18 protein-coding genes and 6 tRNA genes are annotated in these 23,592 nt (G+C 64.8%); 2 read left to right on the top strand and 22 right to left on the bottom strand.

The annotated features are described in order from the left end of the window. Positions 1 to 37 precede the first annotated feature (37 nt). Positions 38 to 352, top strand: a complete 315-nt coding sequence (locus ACX12L_RS15650) for a single-stranded DNA-binding protein (protein ID WP_459263430.1) — start codon at positions 38 to 40, stop codon at positions 350 to 352. Between the two features lie 179 nt (positions 353 to 531). Then, a complete protein-coding gene (locus ACX12L_RS15645) occupies positions 532 to 756 on the top strand; it encodes a helix-turn-helix transcriptional regulator (protein ID WP_416401393.1) in 225 nt (74 codons plus the stop codon). Between the two features lie 594 nt (positions 757 to 1,350). Here the strand turns inward: ACX12L_RS15645 and ACX12L_RS15640 are convergent. The 22 genes from ACX12L_RS15640 to ACX12L_RS15535 form a co-directional block, all read right to left on the bottom strand. Next, positions 1,351 to 2,787, bottom strand: a complete 1,437-nt coding sequence (locus ACX12L_RS15640; protein ID WP_459263429.1) for a tyrosine-type recombinase/integrase — start codon at positions 2,785 to 2,787, stop codon at positions 1,351 to 1,353. Between the two features lie 234 nt (positions 2,788 to 3,021). Further along, a tRNA-Phe gene (locus tag ACX12L_RS15635) sits at positions 3,022 to 3,097 on the bottom strand. 62 nt (positions 3,098 to 3,159) lie between these two features. Then, positions 3,160 to 3,855 carry a response regulator gene (locus ACX12L_RS15630; protein ID WP_459263428.1) on the bottom strand — a complete coding sequence of 232 codons (696 nt, stop codon included), beginning with the start codon at positions 3,853 to 3,855 and terminating at the stop codon, positions 3,160 to 3,162. A 39-nt stretch (positions 3,856 to 3,894) separates the two neighbouring features. Next, the gene (locus ACX12L_RS15625) at positions 3,895 to 6,183 is read right to left on the bottom strand and encodes a sensor histidine kinase (protein ID WP_459263427.1); all 2,289 of its coding nucleotides are present in this window, start codon (positions 6,181 to 6,183) and stop codon (positions 3,895 to 3,897) included. Beyond that, positions 6,180 to 6,761 (bottom strand): DUF4390 domain-containing protein, encoded by a 582-nt coding sequence (locus ACX12L_RS15620; protein ID WP_459263426.1) that lies wholly within the window; start codon positions 6,759 to 6,761, stop codon positions 6,180 to 6,182. Before ACX12L_RS15620 ends, ACX12L_RS15625 begins: the two co-directional genes overlap by 4 nt. A 43-nt stretch (positions 6,762 to 6,804) precedes the next feature. Beyond that, a complete protein-coding gene (gene rsmB, locus ACX12L_RS15615) occupies positions 6,805 to 8,172 on the bottom strand; it encodes a 16S rRNA (cytosine(967)-C(5))-methyltransferase RsmB (protein WP_459263425.1) in 1,368 nt (455 codons plus the stop codon). Then, positions 8,169 to 8,726, bottom strand: coding sequence for a LemA family protein (locus tag ACX12L_RS15610; RefSeq protein WP_459263451.1), 558 nt, complete (start codon positions 8,724 to 8,726; stop codon positions 8,169 to 8,171). The genes rsmB and ACX12L_RS15610 overlap by 4 nt, the downstream gene beginning before the upstream one ends. 119 nt (positions 8,727 to 8,845) lie before the next feature. Beyond that, positions 8,846 to 13,075, bottom strand: coding sequence for a DNA-directed RNA polymerase subunit beta' (gene rpoC / locus ACX12L_RS15605; protein WP_459263424.1), 4,230 nt, complete (start codon positions 13,073 to 13,075; stop codon positions 8,846 to 8,848). A gap of 20 nt (positions 13,076 to 13,095) precedes the next feature. Continuing rightward, on the bottom strand, positions 13,096 to 17,220 hold the full coding sequence (rpoB, locus tag ACX12L_RS15600; RefSeq protein ID WP_459263423.1) for a DNA-directed RNA polymerase subunit beta: 4,125 nt from the start codon (positions 17,218 to 17,220) through the stop codon (positions 13,096 to 13,098). Between the two features lie 276 nt (positions 17,221 to 17,496). Beyond that, positions 17,497 to 17,877, bottom strand: a complete 381-nt coding sequence (gene rplL / locus ACX12L_RS15595; protein ID WP_459263422.1) for a 50S ribosomal protein L7/L12 — start codon at positions 17,875 to 17,877, stop codon at positions 17,497 to 17,499. A gap of 52 nt (positions 17,878 to 17,929) precedes the next feature. Continuing rightward, positions 17,930 to 18,436, bottom strand: a complete 507-nt coding sequence (rplJ, locus tag ACX12L_RS15590; RefSeq protein WP_459263421.1) for a 50S ribosomal protein L10 — start codon at positions 18,434 to 18,436, stop codon at positions 17,930 to 17,932. Between the two features lie 231 nt (positions 18,437 to 18,667). Beyond that, positions 18,668 to 19,363 (bottom strand): 50S ribosomal protein L1, encoded by a 696-nt coding sequence (gene rplA / locus ACX12L_RS15585; protein WP_459263420.1) that lies wholly within the window; start codon positions 19,361 to 19,363, stop codon positions 18,668 to 18,670. Position 19,364: 1 nt separating this feature from the next. Beyond that, positions 19,365 to 19,796, bottom strand: a complete 432-nt coding sequence (gene rplK, locus ACX12L_RS15580) for a 50S ribosomal protein L11 (protein ID WP_459263419.1) — start codon at positions 19,794 to 19,796, stop codon at positions 19,365 to 19,367. Between the two features lie 130 nt (positions 19,797 to 19,926). Beyond that, entirely contained in the window at positions 19,927 to 20,517 is a 591-nt protein-coding gene (gene nusG, locus ACX12L_RS15575; protein ID WP_459263418.1) for a transcription termination/antitermination protein NusG, read from the bottom strand. Beyond that, the gene (gene secE / locus ACX12L_RS15570; RefSeq protein WP_459263417.1) at positions 20,517 to 20,900 is read right to left on the bottom strand and encodes a preprotein translocase subunit SecE; all 384 of its coding nucleotides are present in this window, start codon (positions 20,898 to 20,900) and stop codon (positions 20,517 to 20,519) included. The genes nusG and secE overlap by 1 nt, the downstream gene beginning before the upstream one ends. 88 nt (positions 20,901 to 20,988) lie before the next feature. Further along, positions 20,989 to 21,064: transfer RNA gene (locus ACX12L_RS15565), tRNA-Trp, on the bottom strand. A gap of 12 nt (positions 21,065 to 21,076) precedes the next feature. Beyond that, positions 21,077 to 22,267, bottom strand: coding sequence for an elongation factor Tu (gene tuf, locus ACX12L_RS15560; RefSeq protein ID WP_459263386.1), 1,191 nt, complete (start codon positions 22,265 to 22,267; stop codon positions 21,077 to 21,079). A gap of 75 nt (positions 22,268 to 22,342) precedes the next feature. After that, a tRNA-Thr gene (locus tag ACX12L_RS15555) sits at positions 22,343 to 22,417 on the bottom strand. A gap of 40 nt (positions 22,418 to 22,457) precedes the next feature. Further along, a tRNA-Gly gene (locus ACX12L_RS15550) sits at positions 22,458 to 22,531 on the bottom strand. A 48-nt stretch (positions 22,532 to 22,579) separates the two neighbouring features. After that, positions 22,580 to 22,665 (bottom strand) — tRNA-Tyr (locus ACX12L_RS15545). Between the two features lie 132 nt (positions 22,666 to 22,797). After that, positions 22,798 to 22,873, bottom strand: a tRNA-Arg gene (locus ACX12L_RS15540). A gap of 33 nt (positions 22,874 to 22,906) precedes the next feature. Then, positions 22,907 to 23,527: a TetR family transcriptional regulator gene (locus ACX12L_RS15535; RefSeq protein WP_459263416.1), complete on the bottom strand. Its 621-nt coding sequence runs from the start codon at positions 23,525 to 23,527 to the stop codon at positions 22,907 to 22,909. Positions 23,528 to 23,592: the final 65 nt, after the last annotated feature.

Genomic DNA, 23,592 nt, shown 5'->3' with positions numbered 1-23,592 from the left:
GGCAGGGCATCCGCCCTGTGTTCAAAAAGGACATCGAATGCAAGTTTTTGGAAACGTTGCCACCCAACCAGAGGTGAAGAAGAGCAAGGTCAGCGGCAAGGCGTACTTCGAATTTCGCCTGGCTGAGAGTCAGCGCGGCGTTGATACCGAGCCCACGTGGTACACGGTGCGGCTCATGAAGGACAGCAAGCCGTTGCTCGACAGGGGCGATTTCGTGAAGGTCACGGGCAAACTCAAGACGGACTTCTATCTGTCACGTGAAGGCAAGCCGACGGGCACGCTGCTCATCATCGCTTTTGAGGCAGCAAAGATTGGCAAAGCCTCTGCCGTTGCTGCGGAGGTAACGGGGTAACAGTCCACAGGCAACTGGGTCATTGAGCTGATTGGGCCTCTCCGCATCCCTGGGGAGGCCTTTTTTGCGAGTGAAGCGTCGCGGTGCTTCACTCGATGAAGGCACGGTTTTTCAGAGGAACTACGCCTCCATATAAAGCCAATGCCTAGAGGTAACTTCTACATCTCTAGGCACCGCAAATGACTGACCAACCCGTTCACGACCGTCTGAACAAGGAGCAACTCGCCCAGCAGCTAGGCATGAGCGCCCGCACCATCGACAATTTGGTAAGACGCAACGAGCTTCCGCCGGGCGTTCGCATGGGGCGCCAATGCTATTGGAGTCGCACCGTGGTGGACCGTTTTACCGAGAGAGCATTCGCGGCCCAGGAAAACTGGAACCCACTGAAATCCCGGCGCGGATGAGGCTCACCAGCCCGCACGGGCTGGTGGCAACAGACCTGACGAGCCCTCAAGTCTCTCTCGGCCGTCGAGCCGACTTCGCGACGGTGCCGTCCTGGTCCTTCGCGAGAGCGGGGGCTACGTGTACCAGCCTTTCACCACCTCCCCAAGAAAACCTGCGTCCCTCAACCGTTGCCGATGTAATCGGGTGAGCGCCTTCGCAGGTATGGCGCTTGCAGGTTCTGGTGCGCGGAGAACTTCAGGGGGCTCGACTGGCTTTTCATTCGGAGAAGGCACGGTGGCAAGCGTTTGATGCCTTGCCATCACAAGACTATTGCGCCCGATGGTTACAAGACTAATGCGTCTTATGAACGCAAGACTGATGCGCTGACTGCATCCTGCCAAAACCCATCCGCGTATGTCCTGCCAGAAAATCATCGGCGGAGAAAAGCCCTATAAAACATGAAGTTTCATAGGGCGAATCTGCGGCCTAGCTGCCTAGCTGCCTAGCGGGTCAGCCTCAACAGTTGAAGCCAGCGCCTGGATGCCAAGGCCGCTTTCTTGTGGGGCCGGCGGTTGGCAGGAGCCCCTGCGCGAGGCTATCGAAGCTTGCGCACGTTAGGCGCGCCGGCGCTGTGGAAAAGCCAGCACGTTGCTGCCCATCGCTTGCTCCGGCGCCGATGCGTCAGCCCCCGCGCCAGGCGCTGCCCCTGCGGCTTGCGAAGCTGGAGACGCCGACGTTCCCGCGGGCACCAAGGTCGCAGCCAGAGGACCGCAAATCGCCGATGCGTTGCGCATGATGCCTACGACGTCCTGCGCATCCACGTGGGCATAGCGCTGCACCGACACAAAGGTCTTATGTCCGGTCAGCGCCATCACATGCAGGACGTTGGGCATCACACGGGCCCAGCGCGTGGCGCAAATATGCCGCAGGTCATGGATGTGAAGGTCCACCAATCCCGCGCGCTTGCATGCCCGGCGCCAGGCCGCAGCCAGGGCATCGTAGGTCGCAGTGGTGATAGGCGCCTCGGGCTCCTGGCCATTGAGTGCGCTCAGGGCTCTCAGGGCCTGCAACGCTCCATCAGACAAGGGCACCGCACGTTTGCCGTTTTTGGAGTCTCCCAGCATCAGGATGCGCTCTGTCCAGTTCACGTCCTTCCAGCGGGCATGGCTCAGTGGCTCTGACGCACGCATGGCGGTCTCCGCCAGCAAGGCCAGGGTGGGCGCCAGTTGCCGATTTCTGCAGCGGGCCAACTCCTGCGCGAGACGCGACAGCTGCTGGTCCGACGGTACCCGCGAGCGCTGGTTGTCCAGGCGAGGCATCTTCAGATGGGTGGCCGGGTTGTCACACAGGGCCGCCCAACGCCAGTGGCTCCGAGCGTGGTTGAACAGCACGCGCAGCGCCGAGCGCTCCAGGTCGATGGTTGCCGCGCTGTTCCCGTCTTTTCTCATCTGGTCCACCAGGCGCTGAATCAGCTCGCGCGAGATGTCCGCCATGGGGGTGGTGGCCAACGCGGCCCGCAACTGGTCGGTCTTGGCATTGGCCGTCAGCTGCGCGCGGCGATGAGCCCCCAGGCCCCTGGGAATCTCGCGCTCGAGCTGGTGTGGCATCAGGCTCACCTCAAAATACGTCGAGGCGGCCGGCCTCGATGGCGTCTCTTTCGCTGAGGGGACAGGCTGCACGTCCAGAAGGCTCAGCCCCGCACTGCGCAGATAGACATTGATGCGGCGCGCCTCCTGCACGGCGCCTTTCTTGAACGGCAGGCGCTCCATAGCGTAGTCCTGCATCGCCTGGGCCAGGGTGGTGCGTTCGGGGCCATAGCCTGCGGGATTTTGCTGGTCGTCGATATCCTGCTGTTTTTGGCGCATCGCCTTGGAGGCGCCTGCGGCGCTGCGATAACCGCTCAGAAACAGCGAGTACCCTTTGTAGGAGCGTCGGATGGCCCAGCCCTTGCCATGGCGATAGGGCTGGGAGGGAGCGCGCGGTGCGCCGGCGGATTTGGCCGCGGAAACGGAAACGGAAGCGGGGGAAGAGGAAGAGGAAGACTCTGTCATGACGGCTCCAAAAATGAGGAGTCACGTACAGGAAGAAACTTTAGCCATTTGCAGAAATGGACGGCCGGGGGGGTCATGATGGGTCGCCATGTCGCGCAGTGCTGCGCAATAACCCGCACCTGACCGCATCGCCCACTTGTACAGCGAGCTGCACAATTCCACTCCACAAAGCAAAACGGCGACCCTTCCGGAGTCGCCGTTTTCTCTAAGTGCTTGTCACACTTGGATTTTTTTTGGTGGCCTGGGACGGAATCGAACCGCCGACACAAGGATTTTCAATCCTCTGCTCTACCGACTGAGCTACCGGGCCTGAGCCTCAAATTATATGCCGATAAATGGAGGCCTCGCCAAATTTCAGAAAATTTGTCCCGCTCACCCGCTACGCTTGTTTCGCCCCAGATCCACGCCCAGCTGGCGCAGTTTGCGATAGAGATGGGTGCGCTCCAGCCCCGTTTTTTCAGCAACGCGCGTCATGGAGCCACCCTCACGCGCCAGATGGAATTCGAAATAGGCTTTTTCGAAGCCGTCCCGCGCCTCGCGCAGGGGGCGGTCGAGGTTGAAGCCCTGGTGCGACAGCGGCAGCGACTCGGCCGCCGGGGCGGCATGTACGGTAAGCTGTGCACCGTTGCCGCCAGGGGCCATGCCCGATGGCGACGCCGCGGCGGCGTGGGCGGGCGCAGGAGCTGCTTGCCGCTGGCCGGCAGCGCTGCGTGCCAGGCCTTGCTCCACGGCCTTGAGCAGCTTTTGCATGGTGATGGGCTTCTCGAGGAACGAGAACGCCCCGATGCGGGTGGCCTCCACTGCGGTGTCGATGGTGGCGTGCCCGCTCATCATGATCACGGGCATGGTCAGCGTGCCTGCCATGGCCCATTCCTTGAGCAGTGAAACGCCGTCGGTGTCCGGCATCCAGATATCGAGCAGCACCAGGTCGTAGCTGCTGGACAGGCGTGCGCTGCGTGCCTGCGTGGCGTTTTCGGCCAGGTCCACGCTGTGTCCCTCGTCGTTCAGGATTTCTGACAACAGGTCCCGGATGCCCAGTTCGTCGTCGACCACCAGAATGTTTGCCATGTGTGTAAATGCACCCTTACTGCACGTGCCGCGTTGCTGTTACAGCGTCGCCGCCGTTTCAGGGGCAAATGATAGCGATACTTGGGCGCCTATCACCACATCGCCTTCCATGCGGTTGACCAGATCGATACGGGCTCCATGCTCGTCGGCGATTTTCTTGACGACCGCCAGGCCCAGGCCCGTGCCGCGCGGCTTGGTGGTGACGTAGGGCTCGAACGCACGCTGCAGGATGTGCTGGGGAAAGCCCGGACCGCAATCGGATATCGTGAGCCGCACGCGCTGCGCCGCAGCGTTCCAGCGCGTACCGATGCGCACTGCGGCGGGCGACGCGCCCTGCTGCTCGGCGGCCTGCTGGGTGGCGTCCTGGGCGTTCTGCAGCAGGTTGTGCACCACCTGGCGCAGTTGCTGCGCATCGCCACGTATGAGAGGGCAGCGTTCGTCGAACTCGGCCCGCACGGGCACCTGGGCAGTCTCGGGGTCGTACAGGTGCAGCACGTCGGCGATGAGCGCGTTGAGGTCCAGCGGGTGCAACTCGGCGGCGGGCAGGCGGGCATAGTCGCGGAATTCGTTGACCAGGCGCTTCATGGCATCCACCTGGTCCACGATGGTTTTGACCGACTTGGCCAGCACGGCCTGTTCCGCGTCCGGCAGCTTGCCGGCCAGCCTGCGTTCCAGCCGCTCGGCGGACAGCTGTATCGGGGTGAGGGGATTCTTGATCTCGTGCGCCAGGCGCCGCGCGACCTCGCCCCAGGCCTGGGCGCGCTGGGCCGAGACGATTTCCGAGATGTCGTCGAACACCAGCAGGCGCTCATGGTCGGGCAGCTCCGCGCCGCGCGCCACCAGGCTGGTGCCCTGCGCGGCCAGGCCGCCGCCCGAGGCATGCAGCTCGAACGGATGTTGCCAATGGTCCAGTCCGTGGTGGTCGCGCTCGAGCGCGAAGGTGTCGAAGTGCCGCTGCACCGTGGCGGCGAAATCGGCCAGGCCGGGGACTTCGACCAGGGGCCTGCCCTCATAGGCAGCCAGCGGCGCACGCAGGATGCGGGTGGCGCCCGGGTTGGTCGAGCGGATGACACCCTGCCGGTCGAGCACGATGACGCCGGCGGTGAGGTTGTCCAGAATGGTCTGCAGATTGCCGCGCGCCGCATCGAGTTCGCCCATGCTCTGCTCGACCGCGGAGCGCGCGTCCGCCAGCTGCTGGGTCATCAGGGCAAAGGAGCGCGTCAGCCCTCCGAGCTCGTCCTTGCCTTGCAGCGCTGCCTTCGGGCCCAGGTTGCCCGCCGCGACTTCGCGCACGCCGTCGGCCAGCACCAGCAAGGGGCGCGCCAGCTGATTGCCCAGGACCACGGCCAGCAGCACCGCGCCAAAGACGGCCAGGAACAGGCTCAGCGTGAGCGTGCCGATGTACATGCGCCGCAGGCCCACGCGCGCCAGCGCGCGCTCCTGGTACTCGCGGTTGGCCTCCTGCACGGCGATGGCGTTGGCCACCAGGGCCTGGGGCAGGGGCAGCGTGGCCTGCACGTAGCGCGGCTCGGCCAGCAGCCCCACGCCAGGGTTGGCCACGAGCACCAGCGTGCGCACGCGCGCATTCTCGGCGGCCATGGGGTCGCTGATGTCGTCCAGGCCCTCGATCTGGAAGCTGATGCGCTCCTGGCGCGCCATGCGGAATTGCTGCACGCTCGGGCGCTCGGGGTTGAGCGAATAGCGCGACTGCCCCACGCCCGCCACGGGCTGGCCGGCGGCATTCCACAGTACCAGGTCGGTGGCCCCCAGCTGGTCGCGCATGCGCTCGAGCACCAGGCCCGCCGCGGCATCGGGCACCTGCGCGAGCTGGGTGCTGGCGCTGCGCGTCTTGGTGGCCAGGTCGCTGGCGATGGTGTCCAGCGTGACGCGCGCCAGGCTCACGCCGGCGGACAAGGCGCCCTCAACCTTGACGTCGAACCAGCTCTCGATGGAGCGCGATACGAACTGGTAGGACACCACGTAGATCAGCAGTCCGGGTATCACCCCCACCAGCCCGAAGATGCCCGCCAGCTTGATCAGCAGGTGGCTGCCGAAGCGCCCGCGCTTCAGGCGCACGGCCAGGCGCACTGCACCCCAGACGAGCACGGCCAGCAGCACCAGCGCCACCAGCACGTTCACGCCCAGCAGCCAGGCGAAGTTGCGCTCGTACAGCACACGGTTGTTGGTGGCCTGGGTGAGCAGGAACAGCAGCACCAGGCCGATGGCGCTCATCACCCCGGCACCCAGCCCCAGGGCCCAGCGCATGGCGCGCGCGCGGCTGGCCGCCTTGCGCGCGGATGCGGCGGGGCGCACCCCTTGGCCGCTCATCGCGCGGCCTCCGCGGCGGGCAGGCGCACGCTGCGCGCCAGCACGATGTCCCAGCCCGAGCGCCCCACGGCACCGATCTGCAGTGGCCGCGGCAGCTGCGACATGTCGAGGCGGAACTGGAAATTGACCACGTAGGGCACGCCCTCGTCGATCTGCGCCTCGTCCGCGATCTTCCAGCGGGCGATGCGCTGCATGGCCGAGAGCGCGTCGGGCAATTCCTCGAAGTTCTGGCCCAGCGACACCCCCAGGCCGTTGGCGGCAAACAGCACGGGCGACTGCGTCAGGCGCCAGCGGCGCGTGAGCGGCTGGTAATTCAGGCGCAGGAAGCGCGTGGCGCGCGCCACGGTCTTGTCAGACCAATACCAACGCTGGCGCACCACCTCAGCCTCGGCGATGAAGTGCATGGAGATGCCCTTGTACAGCGCGTCCTCAACCACCTCGGGCAGCTCCAGCTGCAAGGCGGCGCTCAGGAGCAGGCCTTCGGCCGTGCGCTCCAACTGCAGGTCGGCGACCTCGCCGTGGTGCTGGGCGCGCACGGCCGAAGGCAGCGCCCAGAGGGCGAACAGGCAGGCGAACAAGGCGCACCAGTGCCTCCAGTGCAATCGGGGGTGCCACGGCCGCTCAGGCGGCTTTTTGCAGCAATGCGTAAAAGAAACCGTCGTGCTCACCCGGCCCATTGTCCCGGAGCGCACCACGCTTGTCCGGGCTACCGGGGAATAAGTGGCCCGCAGACGGCTGCAAATGCGCATCGGTGTTGTGTGCAAGAAACGCCTGGATCTGCGCATCCCCTTCCGCGCGGAACACCGAGCAGGTGCAGTACAGCAGGCGCCCGCCGGGCCTGAGCAGCGGCCACAGCGCGGCCAGCAGGCGCGCCTGCAGCGCGGCCAGCTGCGCCACGTCGCTCTCGCGGCGCAGCCAGCGCACGTCCGGATGGCGGCGCACGATGCCCGACGCCGTGCAGGGCGCGTCCAGCAAGATGGCGTCGAAGGGCTCGCCGCCGCTGGCCTGCTGCCACCAGGCCTCGGGCGTGCCGACGTCGGCCACCAGCACCTGGGCGCTCAGCCCCAGGCGGCGCAGGTTGTCGTGGATGCGTTCGGCACGGGCCGCGTCCACCTCCAGCGCCGTGACCTGCCAGGGCGCCTGCAGCGCGGCCGCCCATTCGAGCAGGTGCGCCGTCTTGCCGCCGGGCGCGGCGCAGGCGTCGAGCAGGCGCAGCGACTTGCCCGCATCCAGCCCGTCCAGCAGCAGCGGCGCCGCCATTTGCGCGGCCGCGTCCTGCACCGACACCACGCCCTCGTCGAACCCGGGCAGCTGCTGTACCGGCACGGGGCGGGCCAGCACCACGCCCCAGTCGCCCATTGCGGAAGATTCAATATTGATAGCTGTAAGCGCTTGCTGGTAAAGCGCTGGAGTGCTTTTTTGCCTTGAAATCCTGAGGACCATGGGCGCGGGCGCGTTGTTAGCCTGCAGTATCTGCTGCCAGCACTGGGGATGGTCGCGGCGCAGGCGCTGTATCCACCAGGCGGGGTGGTTCCAGACAGCGACCTCGTCGCCCTGTGTGGCGGCCACCAACGCCTCGCGCTCGCGCAGGAAGCGCCGCAGGCAGGCATTGATGAACGCGGCGCTGCCGCGCATCGCCGGGTTGCGCTTGGCGGCCTCCACCGCCTGGTTGACCAGCGTGAACGGTTCGTAGGGCGCCGCCTCGGGTTCCCAGGCCAGCGCCAGCGCCGTGCACAGCAGGGCATCCACGCGCGGCGGGGGCTTGCGCGGCGCCAGAAGGCGGCGCAGCGCCTGGGCACGGCCCAGGTTGCGCAGCACCTGGAACAGCAGCGCCTGCACCGCAGGGCGCAGGGCGGCATCGGTGGCGGCCAGCGCCGCCGTGCCCGACTGCCCGGCACATATGGCCTGCAGCGCCGTGGCGGTCGCATCAAGCAGCCTGTACAGCGCTGCCGATGCCGCGCCCGGGGAATGATGGGGGTGCGTGTTCACAGCGTGCGCCCCTTCTTCAGGCCGAACAGCCAGGCCAACAGGCTGGCCGGGAACTGGGCCACGGCATGGTTGTACAGGAGCACCGCGTCATTGAACTGGCGCCGCGCCGCATCGCTTTGCAGCGCGACCTGCTCGCGCCGCTGCACCCAGGGCGCCAGCGCGGGCGGGGCAACGCCCTCGCTGGTCTGCGCGGCCTCGCGCACGACGGTCTGCCAGGCCGTCTCGAGCACCTGCGCCGCGGCCGACAGCGCGGCCGCGGCATCCGCGTCCAGCGGCCGTGCGCGCGCCACGGCCAGCGAGGCGCCCAGCTGGGTCGCGGCGGCCCACAGGGCTGCGTGGGCATCGTCCTGCCCCACGGGCAGCGCAGCGCCCTGGGTATCGGTGGACGCCGCGCGCGATACCTCGTACTCCCCCAGCAAGGCCATCCAGCGCAGCATGTGCGCGTCCAGGCCGCCGAAGGCCTGCATGGCGGCCGACCGCAGGCGGATGAGCCGGTTGTAGGCGCCCACCGCCCAGAACAGCAGCAGCGCCAGAAGAATCCAGGTGGTCCACATGTTCACGACCGGGGCGGCTGGCTCGCCCCTTGCAGCAAGACAAAAAAGAAACTCCCGGCCTGCCTGACTGGCAAGCCGGGAGCGTTCAGTGCCCGCATGGGAGGTGCGGGGCTGGCGGCTTAATCCGCCGTGTCGACGCTGCCGTCGATCTCGGCGGCCGCGCCCTCGGCACCCGCGCTGGCCAGCTCGGCGGCCTCGGCCTCGGCGATGGCGCGGCGCTCGGCCTCGTCCATGGCGTCCTTGACCTTGCGCGCCTGGTGGTAGGCCAGGCCCGTACCGGCGGGGATCAGGCGGCCGACGATGACGTTCTCCTTCAGGCCGCGCAGCTCGTCGCGCTTGCCCATGATGGCAGCCTCGGTGAGCACGCGGGTCGTTTCCTGGAACGACGCGGCGGAGATGAACGAGTCGGTGGACAGCGACGCCTTGGTGATGCCCAGCAGCACGTTGGTGTACGTAGCGGGGATCTTGCCCTCGGTCTGCAGCTGCTCGTTGGTGTTGAGGATCTCCGAGCGCTCGACCTGCTCGCCCGCGATGTAGCTGGACTCGCCGGGGTTCTCGACCACGACGCGGCGCAGCATCTGGCGAACGATCACCTCGATGTGCTTGTCGTTGATCTTCACGCCCTGCAGGCGGTACACGTCCTGCACCTCATCGACGATGTAGCGCGAGAGCTCCTCGATGCCCAGCAGGCGCAGGATGTCCTGCGGATCGGCCGGGCCATCCACGATCAGCTCGCCCTTGTTGACAACCTGGCCCTCGTGCACCAGCACGTTCTTCTCCTTGGGCACGAGCTCGTCCCACACCTTGCCATCCGGGTCGGTGATCTGCAGGCGCACCTTGCCCTTGGTCTCCTTGCCGAACGACACGGTGCCGGTGATCTCGGCCAGCATGCCCTTGTCCTTGGGGCTGCGGGCCTCGAACAGCTCGGCCACGCGCGGCAGACCGCCCGTGATGTCGCGGGTCTTCTGGCCTTCGACGGGGATGCGCGCCAGCACTTCGCCGGGGCCCACTTCCTGGCCGTCGCGCACCTGGATCAGCGCACCCACCTGGAAGCCGATCGTCACCGAGTGGTCGGTGCCGGGGATCTTCACCTCCTGGCCATGGCCATCGATGAGCTTGACCAGCGGACGCACCACCTTGGCGGAACCGCGGCGCTTGGGGTCGATCACCACCAGCGTGGACAGGCCGGTCACCTCATCGACCTGCTTGGCCACCGTCAGGCCTTCCTCGACGTTCTCGAACTTGGCCGTGCCGGCGAACTCGGTGATGATGGGGCGGGTCAGCGGATCCCAGTTGGCCAGGATGGTGCCGGCCTTGATCTGCTGATCGGCCTTCACCGTCAGCGTGGCGCCGTAGGGCACCTTGTGGCGCTCGCGCTCGCGGCCATGCTCGTCCTGGATGATGACCTCGCCGGAGCGGGCAATCACCACCAGTTCCCCCTTGGTGTTGGTCACGTAGCGCATCGTGGCGTTGAAGCCGATGACGCCGTTGCTCTTGGCCTCGACGCTGGACGCCACGGCCGCGCGCGATGCCGCGCCGCCGATGTGGAACGTGCGCATGGTCAGCTGCGTGCCGGGCTCGCCGATGGACTGGGCGGCGATCACGCCCACGGCCTCGCCGAGATTGATCAGGCCGCCGCGGCCCAGGTCGCGGCCGTAGCACTTGGCGCACAGGCCGTAGCGCGTCTCGCAGGTCAGCGCGGTGCGCACCTTGACCTCGTCGACGCCGGCGCTCTCCAGCTCCTCGATCAGGTCCTCGTCCAGCATGCGGCCGGCGGGCACCAGCACGGCGCGGGTCTCGGGGTGCAGCACGTCCTCGGCCGCGACGCGGCCCAGGATGCGCTCGCGCAGCGACTCGATGACCTCGCCGCCCTCGACGATGGCGCGCATCAGCGAACCGTTAGAGGTGCCGCAGTCCTCCTCGGTCACCACCAGGTCCTGGGTCACGTCCACCAGGCGGCGCGTCAGATAACCCGAGTTGGCCGTCTTCAGCGCCGTGTCGGCCAGGCCCTTGCGGGCGCCGTGCGTGGAGATGAAGTACTGCAGCACGTTCAGGCCCTCGCGGAAGTTCGCGGTGATGGGCGTCTCGATGATGGAGCCGTCGGGCTTGGCCATCAGGCCGCGCATGCCGGCCAGCTGGCGGATCTGCGCCGCGCTGCCGCGGGCGCCCGAGTCGGCCATCATGTAGATGGAGTTGAACGACTCCTGGTCCACTTCCTTGCCGTGGCGGTCGGTGGTCTTCTGCTTGGCGAGCTGCTGCATCATGACCTTGGACACTTCGTCGCCGGCCTTGCCCCAGATGTCCACCACCTTGTTGTAGCGCTCGCCGGCCGTCACCAGGCCCGAGACGTACTGCTGCTCGATCTCCTTCACCTCCCGCTCGGCGCGGCCGATGATCTCGGCCTTCTGCGGCGGCACCAGCATGTCGTCCACGCAGATCGAGATGCCCGCGCGCGTGGCCAGGCGGAAGCCGTTCTGCAGCAGCTTGTCGGCGAACACCACCGTTTCCTTCAGGCCGCACTTGCGGAACGAGGCGTTGATGAGGCGCGAGATTTCCTTCTTCTTCAGCGCCTTGTTCAGGTTGGAGAAGGCCAGGCCCTTGGGCAGGATCTCGGACAGCAGCGCGCGGCCCGCGGTGGTCTCGACCAGCTTGGTCTCGGGAACGAATTCACCCGTGGCCTTGTCCTTGTTCCACTCGGTCAGTCGCACGTTGATCCTGGTGGCCAGTTCGACCTCGCCCGCATCCAGAGCGCGCTGGACCTCGGCGATGTCGGTGAACACCATGCCCTCGCCCTTGCCGTTGATCTTCTCGCGGGTGGCGTGGTACAGGCCCAGCACCACGTCCTGCGAGGGCACGATGGAGGGCTCGCCCGAGGCCGGGAACAGCACGTTGTTCGATGCCAGCATCAGCGTGCGGGCTTCGAGCTGCGCCTCGACGGACAGCGGCACGTGCACGGCCATCTGGTCGCCGTCGAAGTCGGCGTTGAAGGCCGCGCAGACCAGCGGGTGCAGCTGGATGGCCTTGCCTTCGATCAGGATGGGCTCGAACGCCTGGATGCCCAGGCGGTGCAGCGTGGGAGCGCGGTTCAGCATGACCGGATGCTCCTTGATGACCTCTTCGAGGATATCCCACACCACGGGCGTGCCGGCTTCCACTTCCTTCTTCGCGGCCTTGATGGTCGTGGCGATGCCCATGGCCTCCAGGCGCGAGAAGATGAAGGGTTTGAACAGCTCCAGCGCCATCAGCTTCGGCAGGCCGCACTGGTGCAGCTTGAGCGTCGGGCCCACGGTGATGACCGAGCGGCCCGAATAATCGACGCGCTTGCCCAGCAGGTTCTGGCGGAAGCGGCCGCTCTTGCCCTTGATCATGTCGGCCAGCGACTTGAGCGCGCGCTTGTTGGCGCCCGTCATCGCCTTGCCGCGGCGGCCATTGTCCAGCAGCGAATCGACGGCCTCCTGCAGCATCCGCTTTTCGTTGCGCGCGATGATCTCGGGCGCCTTGAGCTCCAGGAGGCGGCGCAGGCGCGAGTTGCGGTTGATGACGCGGCGGTACAGGTCGTTCAGGTCCGACGTGGCGAAGCGCCCGCCATCGAGCGGCACCAGCGGGCGCAGATCGGGCGGCAGCACCGGCAGCACGTCGAGCACCATCCACTCGGGCTTGATGCCGGACTTCTTGAAGGCCTCCAGCACCTTCAGGCGCTTGGCGTTCTTCTTGACCTTGACTTCGGAGCCGGTCAGGTCACCGCGCAGCTTCTCGATCTCGATCTCGATGTCGATGCCTTCGAGCAGTTCCTTGATGCCCTCGGCGCCCATCTTGGCGATGAACTCGTCGCCGTATTCCTTGCGCTTGGCGTCGTAGTCGTCCTCGCTCATGATGCTGAACTTCTTCAGCGGCGTCATGCCGGGGTCGGTGACCACATAGGCCTCGAAGTACAGCACGCGCTCGATGTCGCGCAGCGTCATGTCCAGCACCAGGCCCAGGCGCGAGGGCAGGCTCTTCAAGAACCAGATGTGCGCGCAGGGCGCGGCCAGGTCGATGTGGCCCATGCGCTCGCGGCGCACCTTGGTCTGCGTGACTTCCACGCCGCACTTCTCGCAGATCACGCCGCGGTGCTTCAGGCGCTTGTACTTGCCGCACAGGCATTCGTAGTCCTTGATGGGGCCGAAGATCTTGGCGCAGAACAGGCCGTCGCGCTCGGGCTTGAACGTGCGGTAGTTGATGGTCTCGGGCTTCTTCACCTCGCCGAAGGACCACGAGCGGATCTTCTCGGGCGAAGCCATGCCGATCTTGATGGCATCGAAATGCTCGTCCGGCGTGAATTGCTTGAACAGGTCGAGTAGCGATTTCATGTGAACCTATCCTTTTTGATTTAAGAGCGCTCGAGTTCGATGTCCAGGCCCAGGGAACGGATTTCCTTGACCAGCACGTTGAACGACTCGGGCATGCCCGCTTCGATGGCGTGTTCGCCCTTGACGATGTTCTCGTACACCTTGGTACGGCCCTGCACGTCGTCGGACTTGACGGTGAGCATTTCCTGCAGCACGTAGGCGGCGCCATAGGCTTCCAGCGCCCACACTTCCATCTCGCCGAAACGCTGTCCGCCGAACTGGGCCTTGCCGCCCAGCGGCTGCTGCGTGACGAGCGAGTACGGGCCCGTGGAGCGGGCGTGCATCTTGTCGTCCACCAGGTGGTGGAGCTTCAGGTAGTGCATGTAGCCGATGGTCGTCGGGCGCTCGAAGCGCTCGCCCGTGCGCCCGTCGATCAGCCAGGCCTGGGTACGCGTATCGGTCAGGCCCTTGCGCTCCTTGATGTCGTCCGGGTAGGCAAGCTTGAGCATGTCCTTGATCTCTGCCTCGGAGGCGCCGTCGAACACCGGCGAGGCGTAGGGCACGCCGCCCGTGAGGTTGGCGGCCATGCTCAGGATCTCGTCGTCCGAGAGCTGGCCCAGGTCTTCCTTGCGGCCACGCGAGTTGTAGACCTCTTCGAGGAACTTGCGCAGCTCGGCTGCCGCAGCCTGGTCGCGCAGCATGTCGCCGAGGCGCTGGCCCAGGCCCTTGCCGGCCCAGCCCAGGTGGACCTCCAGCACCTGGCCGATGTTCATGCGCGAGGGCACGCCCAGCGGGTTCAGAACGATGTCGACCGGCGTGCCATCGGCCATGTGCGGCATGTCTTCCACGGGCGTGATCTTGGAGACCACACCCTTGTTGCCGTGGCGGCCGGCCATCTTGTCGCCGGGCTGCAGGCGGCGCTTGACGGCCAGGTACACCTTGACCATCTTGAGCACGCCCGCGGGCAGTTCGTCGCCCTGCGTGAGTTTCTTGCGCTTTTCCTCGAATGCCAGGTCGAAGCTGTGGCGCGTCTGCTCCATCGCGTTCTTCATGGATTCGAGCTGCGCGGCCACAGCCTCGTCGGCGGGGCGGATGTCGAACCAGTGGAATTTCTCCACGCCGGCAAGGTATTCCTTGTCGATGGTCGTGCCCTTGGCCAGCTTCTGCGGGCCGCCATTGGCCTTCTTGCCCACCAGCAGCTTCTCGATACGGTCGAAAGCGTCGGCCTCGACGATGCGCAGTTGGTCGTTCAGGTCCAGGCGGAAGCGCTTGAGCTCGTCGTCGATGATCTGCTGCGCGCGCTTGTCGCGCTGGATGCCTTCACGGGTGAAGACCTGCACATCGATCACGGTGCCGGACGAGCCCTGGTCCACGCGCAGCGAGGTGTCCTTCACGTCGGAAGCCTTCTCGCCGAAGATGGCGCGCAGGAGCTTTTCCTCGGGCGTGAGCGTGGTCTCGCCCTTGGGCGTGACCTTGCCGACCAGCGTGTCGCCGGGCTGCACTTCGGCGCCCACGTAGATGATGCCGGACTCGTCCAGGCGGTTGAGCTGCTGCTCCGACAGGTTCGGGATGTCGCGCGTGATTTCCTCGGCGCCCAGCTTGGTGTCGCGCGCCATTACCACCAGTTCCTCGATGTGGATCGAGGTGTAGCGGTCTTCGGCCACCACGCGCTCGCTGATCAGGATCGAGTCCTCGAAGTTGTAGCCGTTCCAGGGCATGAACGCGATCAGCATGTTCTGGCCGATGGCGATCTCGCCCAGGTCGGTCGAGGCGCCGTCGGCGATCACGTCGCCCTTGGCCAGCACGTCGCCGCGCTTGACGATGGGGCGCTGGTGGATGTTCGTGTTCTGGTTGGAACGCTGGTACTTGATGAGGTTGTAGATGTCCACGCCCACTTCGCCGGCCACGGCCTCGGCATCATGGACGCGGACCACGATGCGGGTCGCATCCACATAGTCCACCACGCCGCCGCGGCGCGCCGTCACCACGGTGCCCGAGTCCACGGCCGCCACGCGCTCGATACCCGTGCCCACCATGGGCTTCTCGGGACGCAGCACGGGCACGGCCTGGCGCGACATGTTGGCGCCCATCAGCGCGCGGTTGGCGTCGTCGTGCTCCAGGAAGGGCACGAGCGATGCGGCCACCGACACGATCTGCGCGGGCGACACGTCCATGTACTGCACGCGTTCGGCGGACACCAGGGTGGACTCACCCTGTTCGCGCGCCGACACGAGGTCGCCCGTGAGGCGCCCTTCCTCGTCCAGCGTGGCGTTGGCCTGGGCGATGATGTACTTGCCCTCTTCGATGGCCGAGAGGTAGTCGATCTCGCTCGTCACCTTGCCATCCACCACGCGGCGGTACGGCGTCTCGATGAAGCCATACTCGTTCAGGCGCGCGTACAGGGCCAGGGAGTTGATCAGGCCGATGTTCGGGCCTTCCGGCGTCTCGATCGGGCACACGCGGCCGTAGTGGGTCACGTGCACGTCGCGCACCTCGAAGCCCGCGCGCTCGCGCGTCAGGCCGCCCGGCCCTAAGGCCGAGACGCGGCGCTTGTGTGTGATCTCGGCCAGCGGGTTGGTCTGGTCCATGAACTGCGACAGCTGCGAGGCGCCGAAGAACTCCTTCAGGGCCGCGGAGATCGGCTTGGAGTTGATCAGGTCGTGCGGCATCAGGGGCTCTTGCTCGGCCTGGCCCAGGCGCTCCTTCACGGCCTTTTCGATGCGCGCCAGGCCCGTGCGGTACTGGTTCTCGGCCAGTTCGCCCACGCAGCGCACGCGGCGGTTGCCCAGGTGGTCGATGTCGTCCACCTCGCCCTTGCCGTTGCGCAGATCGACCAGGATCTTCACCACCGACAGGATGTCGTCGTTGTCCAGCACCATGGGGCCCGTGGCTTCGCTGCGGCCGACCTTGGCGTTGAACTTCATGCGGCCCACGCGCGACAGGTCGTAGGTGTCCGGGTTGTAGAACAGGCGCTGGAACAGGGCCTGCACGGCGTCTTCCGTCGGCGGCTCGCCGGGGCGCATCATGCGGTAGATGGCCACGCGGGCGGCGAACTCGTCCGCGGTCTCGTCGATGCGCAGCGTCTGGGAAATGTAGGCGCCCTGGTCGAGTTCGTTCGTGTAGATGGCCTGCAGTTCCTGCACGCCTGCCGAGCGCAGCTTCTTGAGCAGTGCTTCCGTCAGTTCCTCGTTGGCCTTGGCCAGGATCTCGCCCGTGTCGGGGTCGACGATGTTGCGCGCAACGACGCGGCCCAGCAGGAAGTCCTCCGGCACGCTGATGTGCGTCGTGCCCGATTGTTCCAGTTCGCGGGTATGGCGCGCCGTGACGCGCTTGTCCTTGGCGACCACCACCTTGCCGGACTTGTCGGTGATGTCGAAGCGCGCGACCTCACCGCGCAGGCGCTCGGGCACGAACTCCATCTGCGCTCCGCTGTCCATCAGGCGGAAGTTGTCGTTGACGAAGAAGTTCGCCAGGATGGACTCGGGGTTCAGGCCGATGGCCTTGAGCAGGATCGTGACCGGCATCTTGCGGCGGCGGTCCACGCGGAAGTACAGGATGTCCTTGGGGTCGAACTCGAAGTCCAGCCACGAGCCGCGGTAGGGAATGATGCGCGCCGAGAACAGCAGCTTGCCCGAGCTGTGCGTCTTGCCCTTGTCGTGCTCGAAGAACACGCCTGGCGAGCGGTGCAGCTGCGAGACGATCACGCGCTCCGTGCCGTTGATGATGAACGAACCCTTGTCGGTCATGAGCGGCACTTCGCCCATGTAGACCTCCTGCTCCTTCACTTCCTTGACCACCTTGGACTGGGACGTGGACGATTCCCGGTCATAGATGATCAACTGCACCTTGGCACGCACCGCAGACGCGAACGTCAGGCCGCGGGTCTGGCATTCGCGCACGTCGAACGCAGGCTTGGCCAGGTTGTATTCGACGAATTTCATCTCCACGAAACCGTTGTGGGAGACGATGGGGAACGCGGAGTTGAACGCGGCCTGCAGGCCTTCGGTGCTGCGCTTCTGCGGGGGCGTATCTGCCTGCAGGAATGCGGTATAGGCATCCCGCTGCATCTGCAGCAGATAGGGTACTGTAAGCACGCTGTCACGGCTACCAAAACTCTTGCGAATCCGCTTGCGTTCGGTGTAGCTGTACGTGGATGTTTGGGCCATGAGATCTCCGGGCAAAGACATGGAATAGGGTCTTCGACGACTACTGCCCCACAAGGAACTACTTGCGGGCTTGGCGGTTGGCCACTACCAACCATGGCGGACGGCGATGCATTGCACATCGCCCGAACCAAGGCGTCTTCCGCTGTCGGATGGGTCAGAAGACACTAGCAAGCAGCCACAAGGCCGCTTGCTGGTGCGCTCTGGAGCGCTAATCCCATAAAGCGCCAAAGGCTGGAGGCCTTTTGCAAGGCCTCCAGCCCGAAAGGACAAACCCGATTACTTGAGTTCGGCCTTGGCGCCGGCGTCCACCAGCTTCTTGACGGCAGCCTCGGCATCGGCCTTGGCAATGCCTTCCTTGACGTTCTTGGGCGCGCCGTCCACCAGGTCCTTGGCTTCCTTCAGGCCCAGGCCGGTGATTTCGCGCACGGCCTTGATCACGGCAACCTTGTTGGCGCCGGCTTCGGTCAGGACCACGTTGAACTCGGTCTTCTCTTCGACAGCAGCAGCACCACCGGCAGCAGCGCCGCCAGCAGCGGGAGCGGCCATGGCGGCAGCGCTCACGCCGAACTTCTCTTCAATGGCCTTCACCAGGTCATTGAGTTCCATCACCGTCATGCTGTCCAGAGCGGTCAAGAATGCGTCTTTATCGAATGCCATTTTGATTTCCTAACAATTGGTTTTAAGAGGATGCGAACCGTGTGCTCGCCATTTAAGCGGCCACAGCCTCGCCTTCGCCTTTTTTGGCCGCCAGGGCACCCAGCACCACGGCGGTGCGGGAGATCGGCGACATCAGCAAGCCACACAGCTGGGCCAGCAGCACTTCCTTGGAAGGGATGTTGGCCAGTTGCTTCACGCCGTTGACGTCCAGGGCCTTGCCCGCGAAAGCGCCGCCGCGAATGACCAGCTTGTCGTTGGTCTTCGCGAAATCGGCCACCACCTTGGCGGCGGCCACAGCGTCTTCGGAGAAGCCATAGACCAGCGGACCGGTCATCTGGTCGGCCACCACGTCAAACGCGCTGCCAGCCACGGCACGGCGTGCCAGGGTGTTCTTCAGAACACTCAGGGAAACGCCTTGGCTGCGTGCTGCCACGCGCAGTTTGGTCATGTCGGCCACCGTGATGCCACGGTATTCCGCGATCACGAGCGTTTGAGCTTTAGCGGCGAGGCTGGTCACTTCATTGATGACCGCTTCTTTCTCACTGCGATTAAGACTCAAGGTCTACTCCTTCATATGCGCATTCAGGACGAATCCTTTCATGCGCGCTCTTGGTTTGCAGCGACCAACTGTTTCGGGAAAACTTTTCCATCTTCAGCGGGATCGCCATCTGCGTTGGCTCTGGGGATTTAAGTGCAGCCATCTGCACACCAACGGTCTTGGATGGCCCGGCACATCGCTGCGCCGGCCCACCACCGAGACACCCTTGCGGGGCGCCTCAAGATTTCGCAATTACGCCGCGATGGATTGCGTATCCACGCGCACACCGACGCCCATGGTCGACGACACCGCAACCTTGCGCAGGTAGACACCCTTGCTGGTGGCAGGCTTGGCCTTGTTCAGCGCTTCGATCAAGGCCGCCAGGTTGCCCTGCAGCTTGTCGTCGGCAAACGAGCGGCGACCAATGGTCGTGTGCACGATGCCTGCCTTGTCGACGCGGAACTGCACCTGGCCCGCCTTTGCGTTCTTCACGGCGGTGGCCACGTCGGGCGTCACCGTGCCGACCTTCGGATTCGGCATCAGGCCGCGCGGACCCAGTATCTGGCCCAGCGTACCCACGACGCGCATGGCGTCGGGCGCTGCGATGACCACGTCGAACGGCATGTCGCCAGCCTTGACCTGTGCGGCCAGGTCGTCCATGCCCACCACGTCGGCACCGGCAGCCTTGGCCTCTTCAGCCTTTGCGCCCTGGGCAAAAACGGCCACGCGGGTGGTCTTGCCCGTTCCGTTGGGCAGCACCACGGCGCCGCGCACCACCTGGTCGGACTTCTTGGCGTCCACGCCCAGCTGCACCGCCACGTCGATGGACTCGTCGAACTTGGCCGTTGCAGCCTCCTTCACCAGCGCGACGGCTTCGGCGAAGGGGTACAGCTTGGTGCTATCGACCTTGCCCTGCAGGGCCTTTTGCTTCTTGGTCAACTTTGCCATTTCAGAGGCCCTCCACCGTCACGCCCATCGAACGGGCAGAGCCGGCCAGCGTGCGCACGGCGGCGTCCACGTCGGCGGCATTCATGTCCTTGAGCTTGGTCTTGGCGATCTCTTCCAGCTGCGCGCGGGTGATCTTGCCGACCTTGGTGCTCAGCGCGTTGGAGGAACCCTTGTCCAGCTTGATGGCCTTCTTGATCAAGGTCGTCGCCGGAGGCGTCTTGATGATGAAGGTGAAGCTCTTGTCTGCAAATGCCGTGATCACCACAGGCAGCGGCAGGCCCGGCTCGACACCCTGGGTCTGGGCGTTGAACGCCTTGCAGAACTCCATGATGTTGAGGCCACGCTGGCCCAGTGCGGGACCGATCGGGGGGGACGGGTTGGCCTTACCAGCTGGCACTTGCAGCTTGATGAAGCCGACGATTTTCTTCGCCATTGATAGCTCCTTGCGGGTGATGACGCCTGATCAAACAACCAGGCTCCCCGGGGTTACCGACTCTTTGTTTCCCATCGCGCCGAGTCGAAAAGCGCGAATACTCATTCAACCTGCCAAGTCTTGGTGAAACTTACGTTTTCTCCACCTGGCCGAATTCCAGTTCCACGGGAGTGGAGCGGCCGAAGATCATTACCGAGACCCGCAGGCGGCTCTTCTCGTAGTTGACCTCTTCCACCGAGCCATTGAAGTCCGTGAAAGGCCCTTCCTTGACGCGCACCAGTTCCCCAACCATGAACTCGATCTTGTGGCGCGGCTTGTCAGTGCCTTGCTGCATCTGGCTCACGATCTTCTGCACTTCCTCTTCGGAAATGGGGGCGGGGCGATTCTTCACCCCGCCCACGAAGCCAGTCACCTTGCTGGTGTGCTTCACCAAGTGCCAGGTGTCGTCATCCATGACCATTTCGACGAACACGTAACCGGGGAACAAGCGCCGCTCGGTGGTCTTGCGCTGGCCATTCTTCATCTCCACGACCTCCTCGGTCGGAACGAGAATGCGGCCAAACTTTTGCTGCATGCCGGAGCGCACGATGCGCTCCTGAATATTGCGTTCCACCGCCTTCTCCATCCCGGAGTAGGCGTGCACGATGTACCAACGCAAGTCGGGGTTCACCGATGCATCCACAGAAGGCTGAGCGCCATTGGTTTCCACGGCATCCACCATCACTTTCTCCAACCCAAGACCAAATCGTACAGAACCCACTCCAGGGTCTTGTCCGTGAGCCAGAGGAACAATGCCATCAGTACCACGAATGCGAACACATAGCCCGTCATCTGCAGCGTTTCCTTGCGCGTGGGCCAGACGACCTTCTTGACCTCGCGCCACGCATCACGGGAAAAGCCCATGAATTGACGGCCATGCTCCGAAGCCAGGAACATTGCGACAGCCAGCACCAGACCGAGCAGCAATGCCCCCCACTGGATCAGGGGCCCCTGCTTTCCCAGCACATAAAAACCAGCGACAGAAGCAAGCACGATCGCCACCGCAGCGAACAGCTTTGCCTTGTCCGCGCCAGTGGTGACCGTTTCAACCTGGGAAGTGGCCATAGATGAGCATTAACCTTCTTGATCTGGCGTCTCACAAGACGCCGAAGCCCGCCAGGGTCTGGCGGGCTCGTTCACCACCACATTCAGGTGGCAGGGGCAGTAGGAATCGAACCTACAACCTTCGGTTTTGGAGACCGACGCTCTGCCAATTGAGCTATACCCCTTCGCTTTTCCGATTACTCGATGATCTTTGCCACGACGCCCGCGCCCACGGTGCGGCCGCCCTCGCGGATGGCGAAGCGCAGGCCTTCTTCCATGGCGATCGGCGCGATCAGCTTGACGGTGATCGACACGTTGTCGCCGGGCATGACCATTTCCTTGTCCGCCGGCAGCTCGATGGAGCCGGTCACGTCGGTCGTGCGGAAGTAGAACTGCGGACGGTAGTTGTTGAAGAACGGCGTGTGGCGGCCGCCTTCGTCCTTGGAGAGCACGTACACCTCGGCGGTGAAGTGCGTGTGCGGCTTGATGGAGCCGGGCTTGCACAGCACCTGGCCGCGCTCGACGTCTTCACGCTTGGTGCCGCGCAGCAGCAGGCCGACGTTGTCGCCAGCCTGGCCCTGGTCCAGCAGCTTGCGGAACATTTCCACGCCGGTGACGGTGGTCTTTTGCGTGTCGCGGATGCCGACGATTTCGATTTCTTCGCCGACCTTGATGATGCCGCGCTCGACGCGGCCCGTGACCACGGTGCCGCGGCCGGAGATGGAGAACACGTCTTCCACGGGCATGAGGAAGGCGCCGTCCACTGCGCGCTCGGGCGTGGGGATGTAGGTGTCGAGGGCTTCAGCCAGGCGCAGGATGGCGGGTTCGCCCTTGTCGGACTGGTCGCCTTCCAGGGCCAGCTTGGCCGAGCCGCGGATGATGGGGGTGTCGTCGCCGGGGAATTCGTATTTGTCCAGCAGTTCGCGCACTTCCATTTCGACGAGTTCGAGCAGTTCTTCGTCGTCCACCATGTCGCACTTGTTCAGGAACACGATGATGTAGGGCACACCCACCTGGCGGGCCAGCAGGATGTGTTCGCGCGTCTGGGGCATGGGGCCGTCGGCGGCCGAGCACACCAGGATGGCGCCGTCCATCTGGGCGGCGCCGGTGATCATGTTCTTGACGTAGTCGGCGTGGCCGGGGCAGTCCACGTGGGCGTAGTGGCGGTTGGCCGTTTCGTATTCGACGTGCGAGGTGTTGATGGTGATGCCGCGCGCCTTTTCTTCGGGCGCGTTGTCGATCTGGTCGTAGCCCTTGGCTTCGCCGCCGAACTTCTTGGACAGCACCGTCGCGATGGCCGCCGTCAGCGTCGTCTTGCCATGGTCCACGTGACCGATCGTGCCCACGTTCACGTGGGGCTTGGTCCGCTCGAATTTACCTTTTGCCATCTTTTCGACTCCGAAAAAGCTACACCAACACGACAAATATTGATGCACCCCATATGGAGACGCACCATTGAATCTTGGTGCCCATGGCGGGAATCGGACCCGCGACCTCTCCCTTACCAAGGGAGTGCTCTACCACTGAGCCACATGGGCAACTGGAGGTACCCCCCCAAAAAAACCAACAACCAAAACGTGGAGCGGGAGACGGGAATCGAACCCGCGTCATTAGCTTGGAAGGCTAGGGTTCTACCATTGAACTACTCCCGCAAGATCGAGACTTGCGCAATCGCGATCCAACGCCTTCAACTCACATCTTGGTGGAGGGGACTGGATTCGAACCAGTGTAGGCGTAAGCCAACAGATTTACAGTCTGCCCCCTTTAGCCACTCGGGCACCCCTCCGAAGAACTTGCAATCATAGCAGCTTTTTTGCCACCCTGGAAATTCCAGCCTCACCTGCAGCATCCGCTCCGCACAACGTTACATGTCCGCAATCGATGCAACACCGCCCGGAGGACTCAAAAAGGACACTGTTGGCGCGGCTGGCGGGGATCGAACCCACGACCCTTGGCTTCGGAGGCCAATACTCTATCCACTGAGCTACAGCCGCGTTCAGGAAAGACTGGCAATTATCGCACGCGGGTCACACGCGAAAGCCCAACCCGCGCAGATAAGCATCCACGGCCGCACGGCACGTGGCCGGCAGGTCGAAACTGGCATCGCCCAGCATCCACGATTGCAGCAGGCCGTTGAACAGTGCATGCAGACCGGCTGCAGCCATTGACGCAGTCATTGGCAGCGCCAGCGATGCCTGGGCGGCCGCCAGCGCCAGGTTGCGCTCCAGCAGGGCCTGGAAGCGGGCATGCGCGGCCAGATGGCGCTCGCGCACGCCACGGAGCTCGCTCACGTATTCCACGCGGTACAGGGCGATTTCGAACACACGGCGCACGCGGGCGTCGTTCACGATGCTGCGCAGCAGCAACTCCACCATGCTGCGCAGCTGCGCAAGCGGCTCCTTGGCGTGCGCAACCTCGCCGGCATTGCACACGCCTTCGAGCGGCAGGGTGACCCGATCCATCATCGCGTTGAACAGATCCACCTTGTCCTTGAAGTGCCAGTAGATGGCGCCGCGCGTGGCACCGGCCGCCTGTGCGATCTCGCTCAGCGATGCGCGCGCCACCCCCTTTTCGTAAAAGACGAGTTCGGCCGCGTCCAGCAGAGCGTTGCGCGTGGCGCCTGCATCTTCCTTGGTGCGTCGAGCCATGGATCGTGGACCTCCGAGAAAAAGAGCGCCACCAGCCGGATCGGGTGGCGCTACAGCCCTTGATT

The sequence above is a fragment of the Alicycliphilus sp. T452 genome (genome assembly GCF_054512775.1).
The sequence above is the reverse complement of the archived record's forward strand: the minus strand, read 5'-3'. Positions and strand labels throughout refer to the sequence as shown.

Coding starts and splice junctions, on each gene's coding strand:
- rplK (WP_459263419.1), bottom strand. CDS start 19,796: ATGGCGAAGAAAATCGTCGGCTTCATCAAGCTGCAAGTGCCAGCTGGT.
- nusG (WP_459263418.1), bottom strand. CDS start 20,517: ATGGTGGATGCCGTGGAAACCAATGGCGCTCAGCCTTCTGTGGATGCA.
- ACX12L_RS15610 (WP_459263451.1), bottom strand. CDS start 8,726: ATGTGGACCACCTGGATTCTTCTGGCGCTGCTGCTGTTCTGGGCGGTG.
- ACX12L_RS15650 (WP_459263430.1), top strand. CDS start 38: ATGCAAGTTTTTGGAAACGTTGCCACCCAACCAGAGGTGAAGAAGAGC.
- secE (WP_459263417.1), bottom strand. CDS start 20,900: ATGGCCACTTCCCAGGTTGAAACGGTCACCACTGGCGCGGACAAGGCA.
- ACX12L_RS15535 (WP_459263416.1), bottom strand. CDS start 23,527: ATGGCTCGACGCACCAAGGAAGATGCAGGCGCCACGCGCAACGCTCTG.
- ACX12L_RS15630 (WP_459263428.1), bottom strand. CDS start 3,855: ATGGCAAACATTCTGGTGGTCGACGACGAACTGGGCATCCGGGACCTG.
- ACX12L_RS15640 (WP_459263429.1), bottom strand. CDS start 2,787: ATGACAGAGTCTTCCTCTTCCTCTTCCCCCGCTTCCGTTTCCGTTTCC.
- rpoB (WP_459263423.1), bottom strand. CDS start 17,220: ATGGCCCAAACATCCACGTACAGCTACACCGAACGCAAGCGGATTCGC.
- tuf (WP_459263386.1), bottom strand. CDS start 22,267: ATGGCAAAAGGTAAATTCGAGCGGACCAAGCCCCACGTGAACGTGGGC.
- ACX12L_RS15645 (WP_416401393.1), top strand. CDS start 532: ATGACTGACCAACCCGTTCACGACCGTCTGAACAAGGAGCAACTCGCC.
- rplL (WP_459263422.1), bottom strand. CDS start 17,877: ATGGCATTCGATAAAGACGCATTCTTGACCGCTCTGGACAGCATGACG.
- rpoC (WP_459263424.1), bottom strand. CDS start 13,075: ATGAAATCGCTACTCGACCTGTTCAAGCAATTCACGCCGGACGAGCAT.
- rplA (WP_459263420.1), bottom strand. CDS start 19,363: ATGGCAAAGTTGACCAAGAAGCAAAAGGCCCTGCAGGGCAAGGTCGAT.
- ACX12L_RS15625 (WP_459263427.1), bottom strand. CDS start 6,183: ATGAGCGGCCAAGGGGTGCGCCCCGCCGCATCCGCGCGCAAGGCGGCC.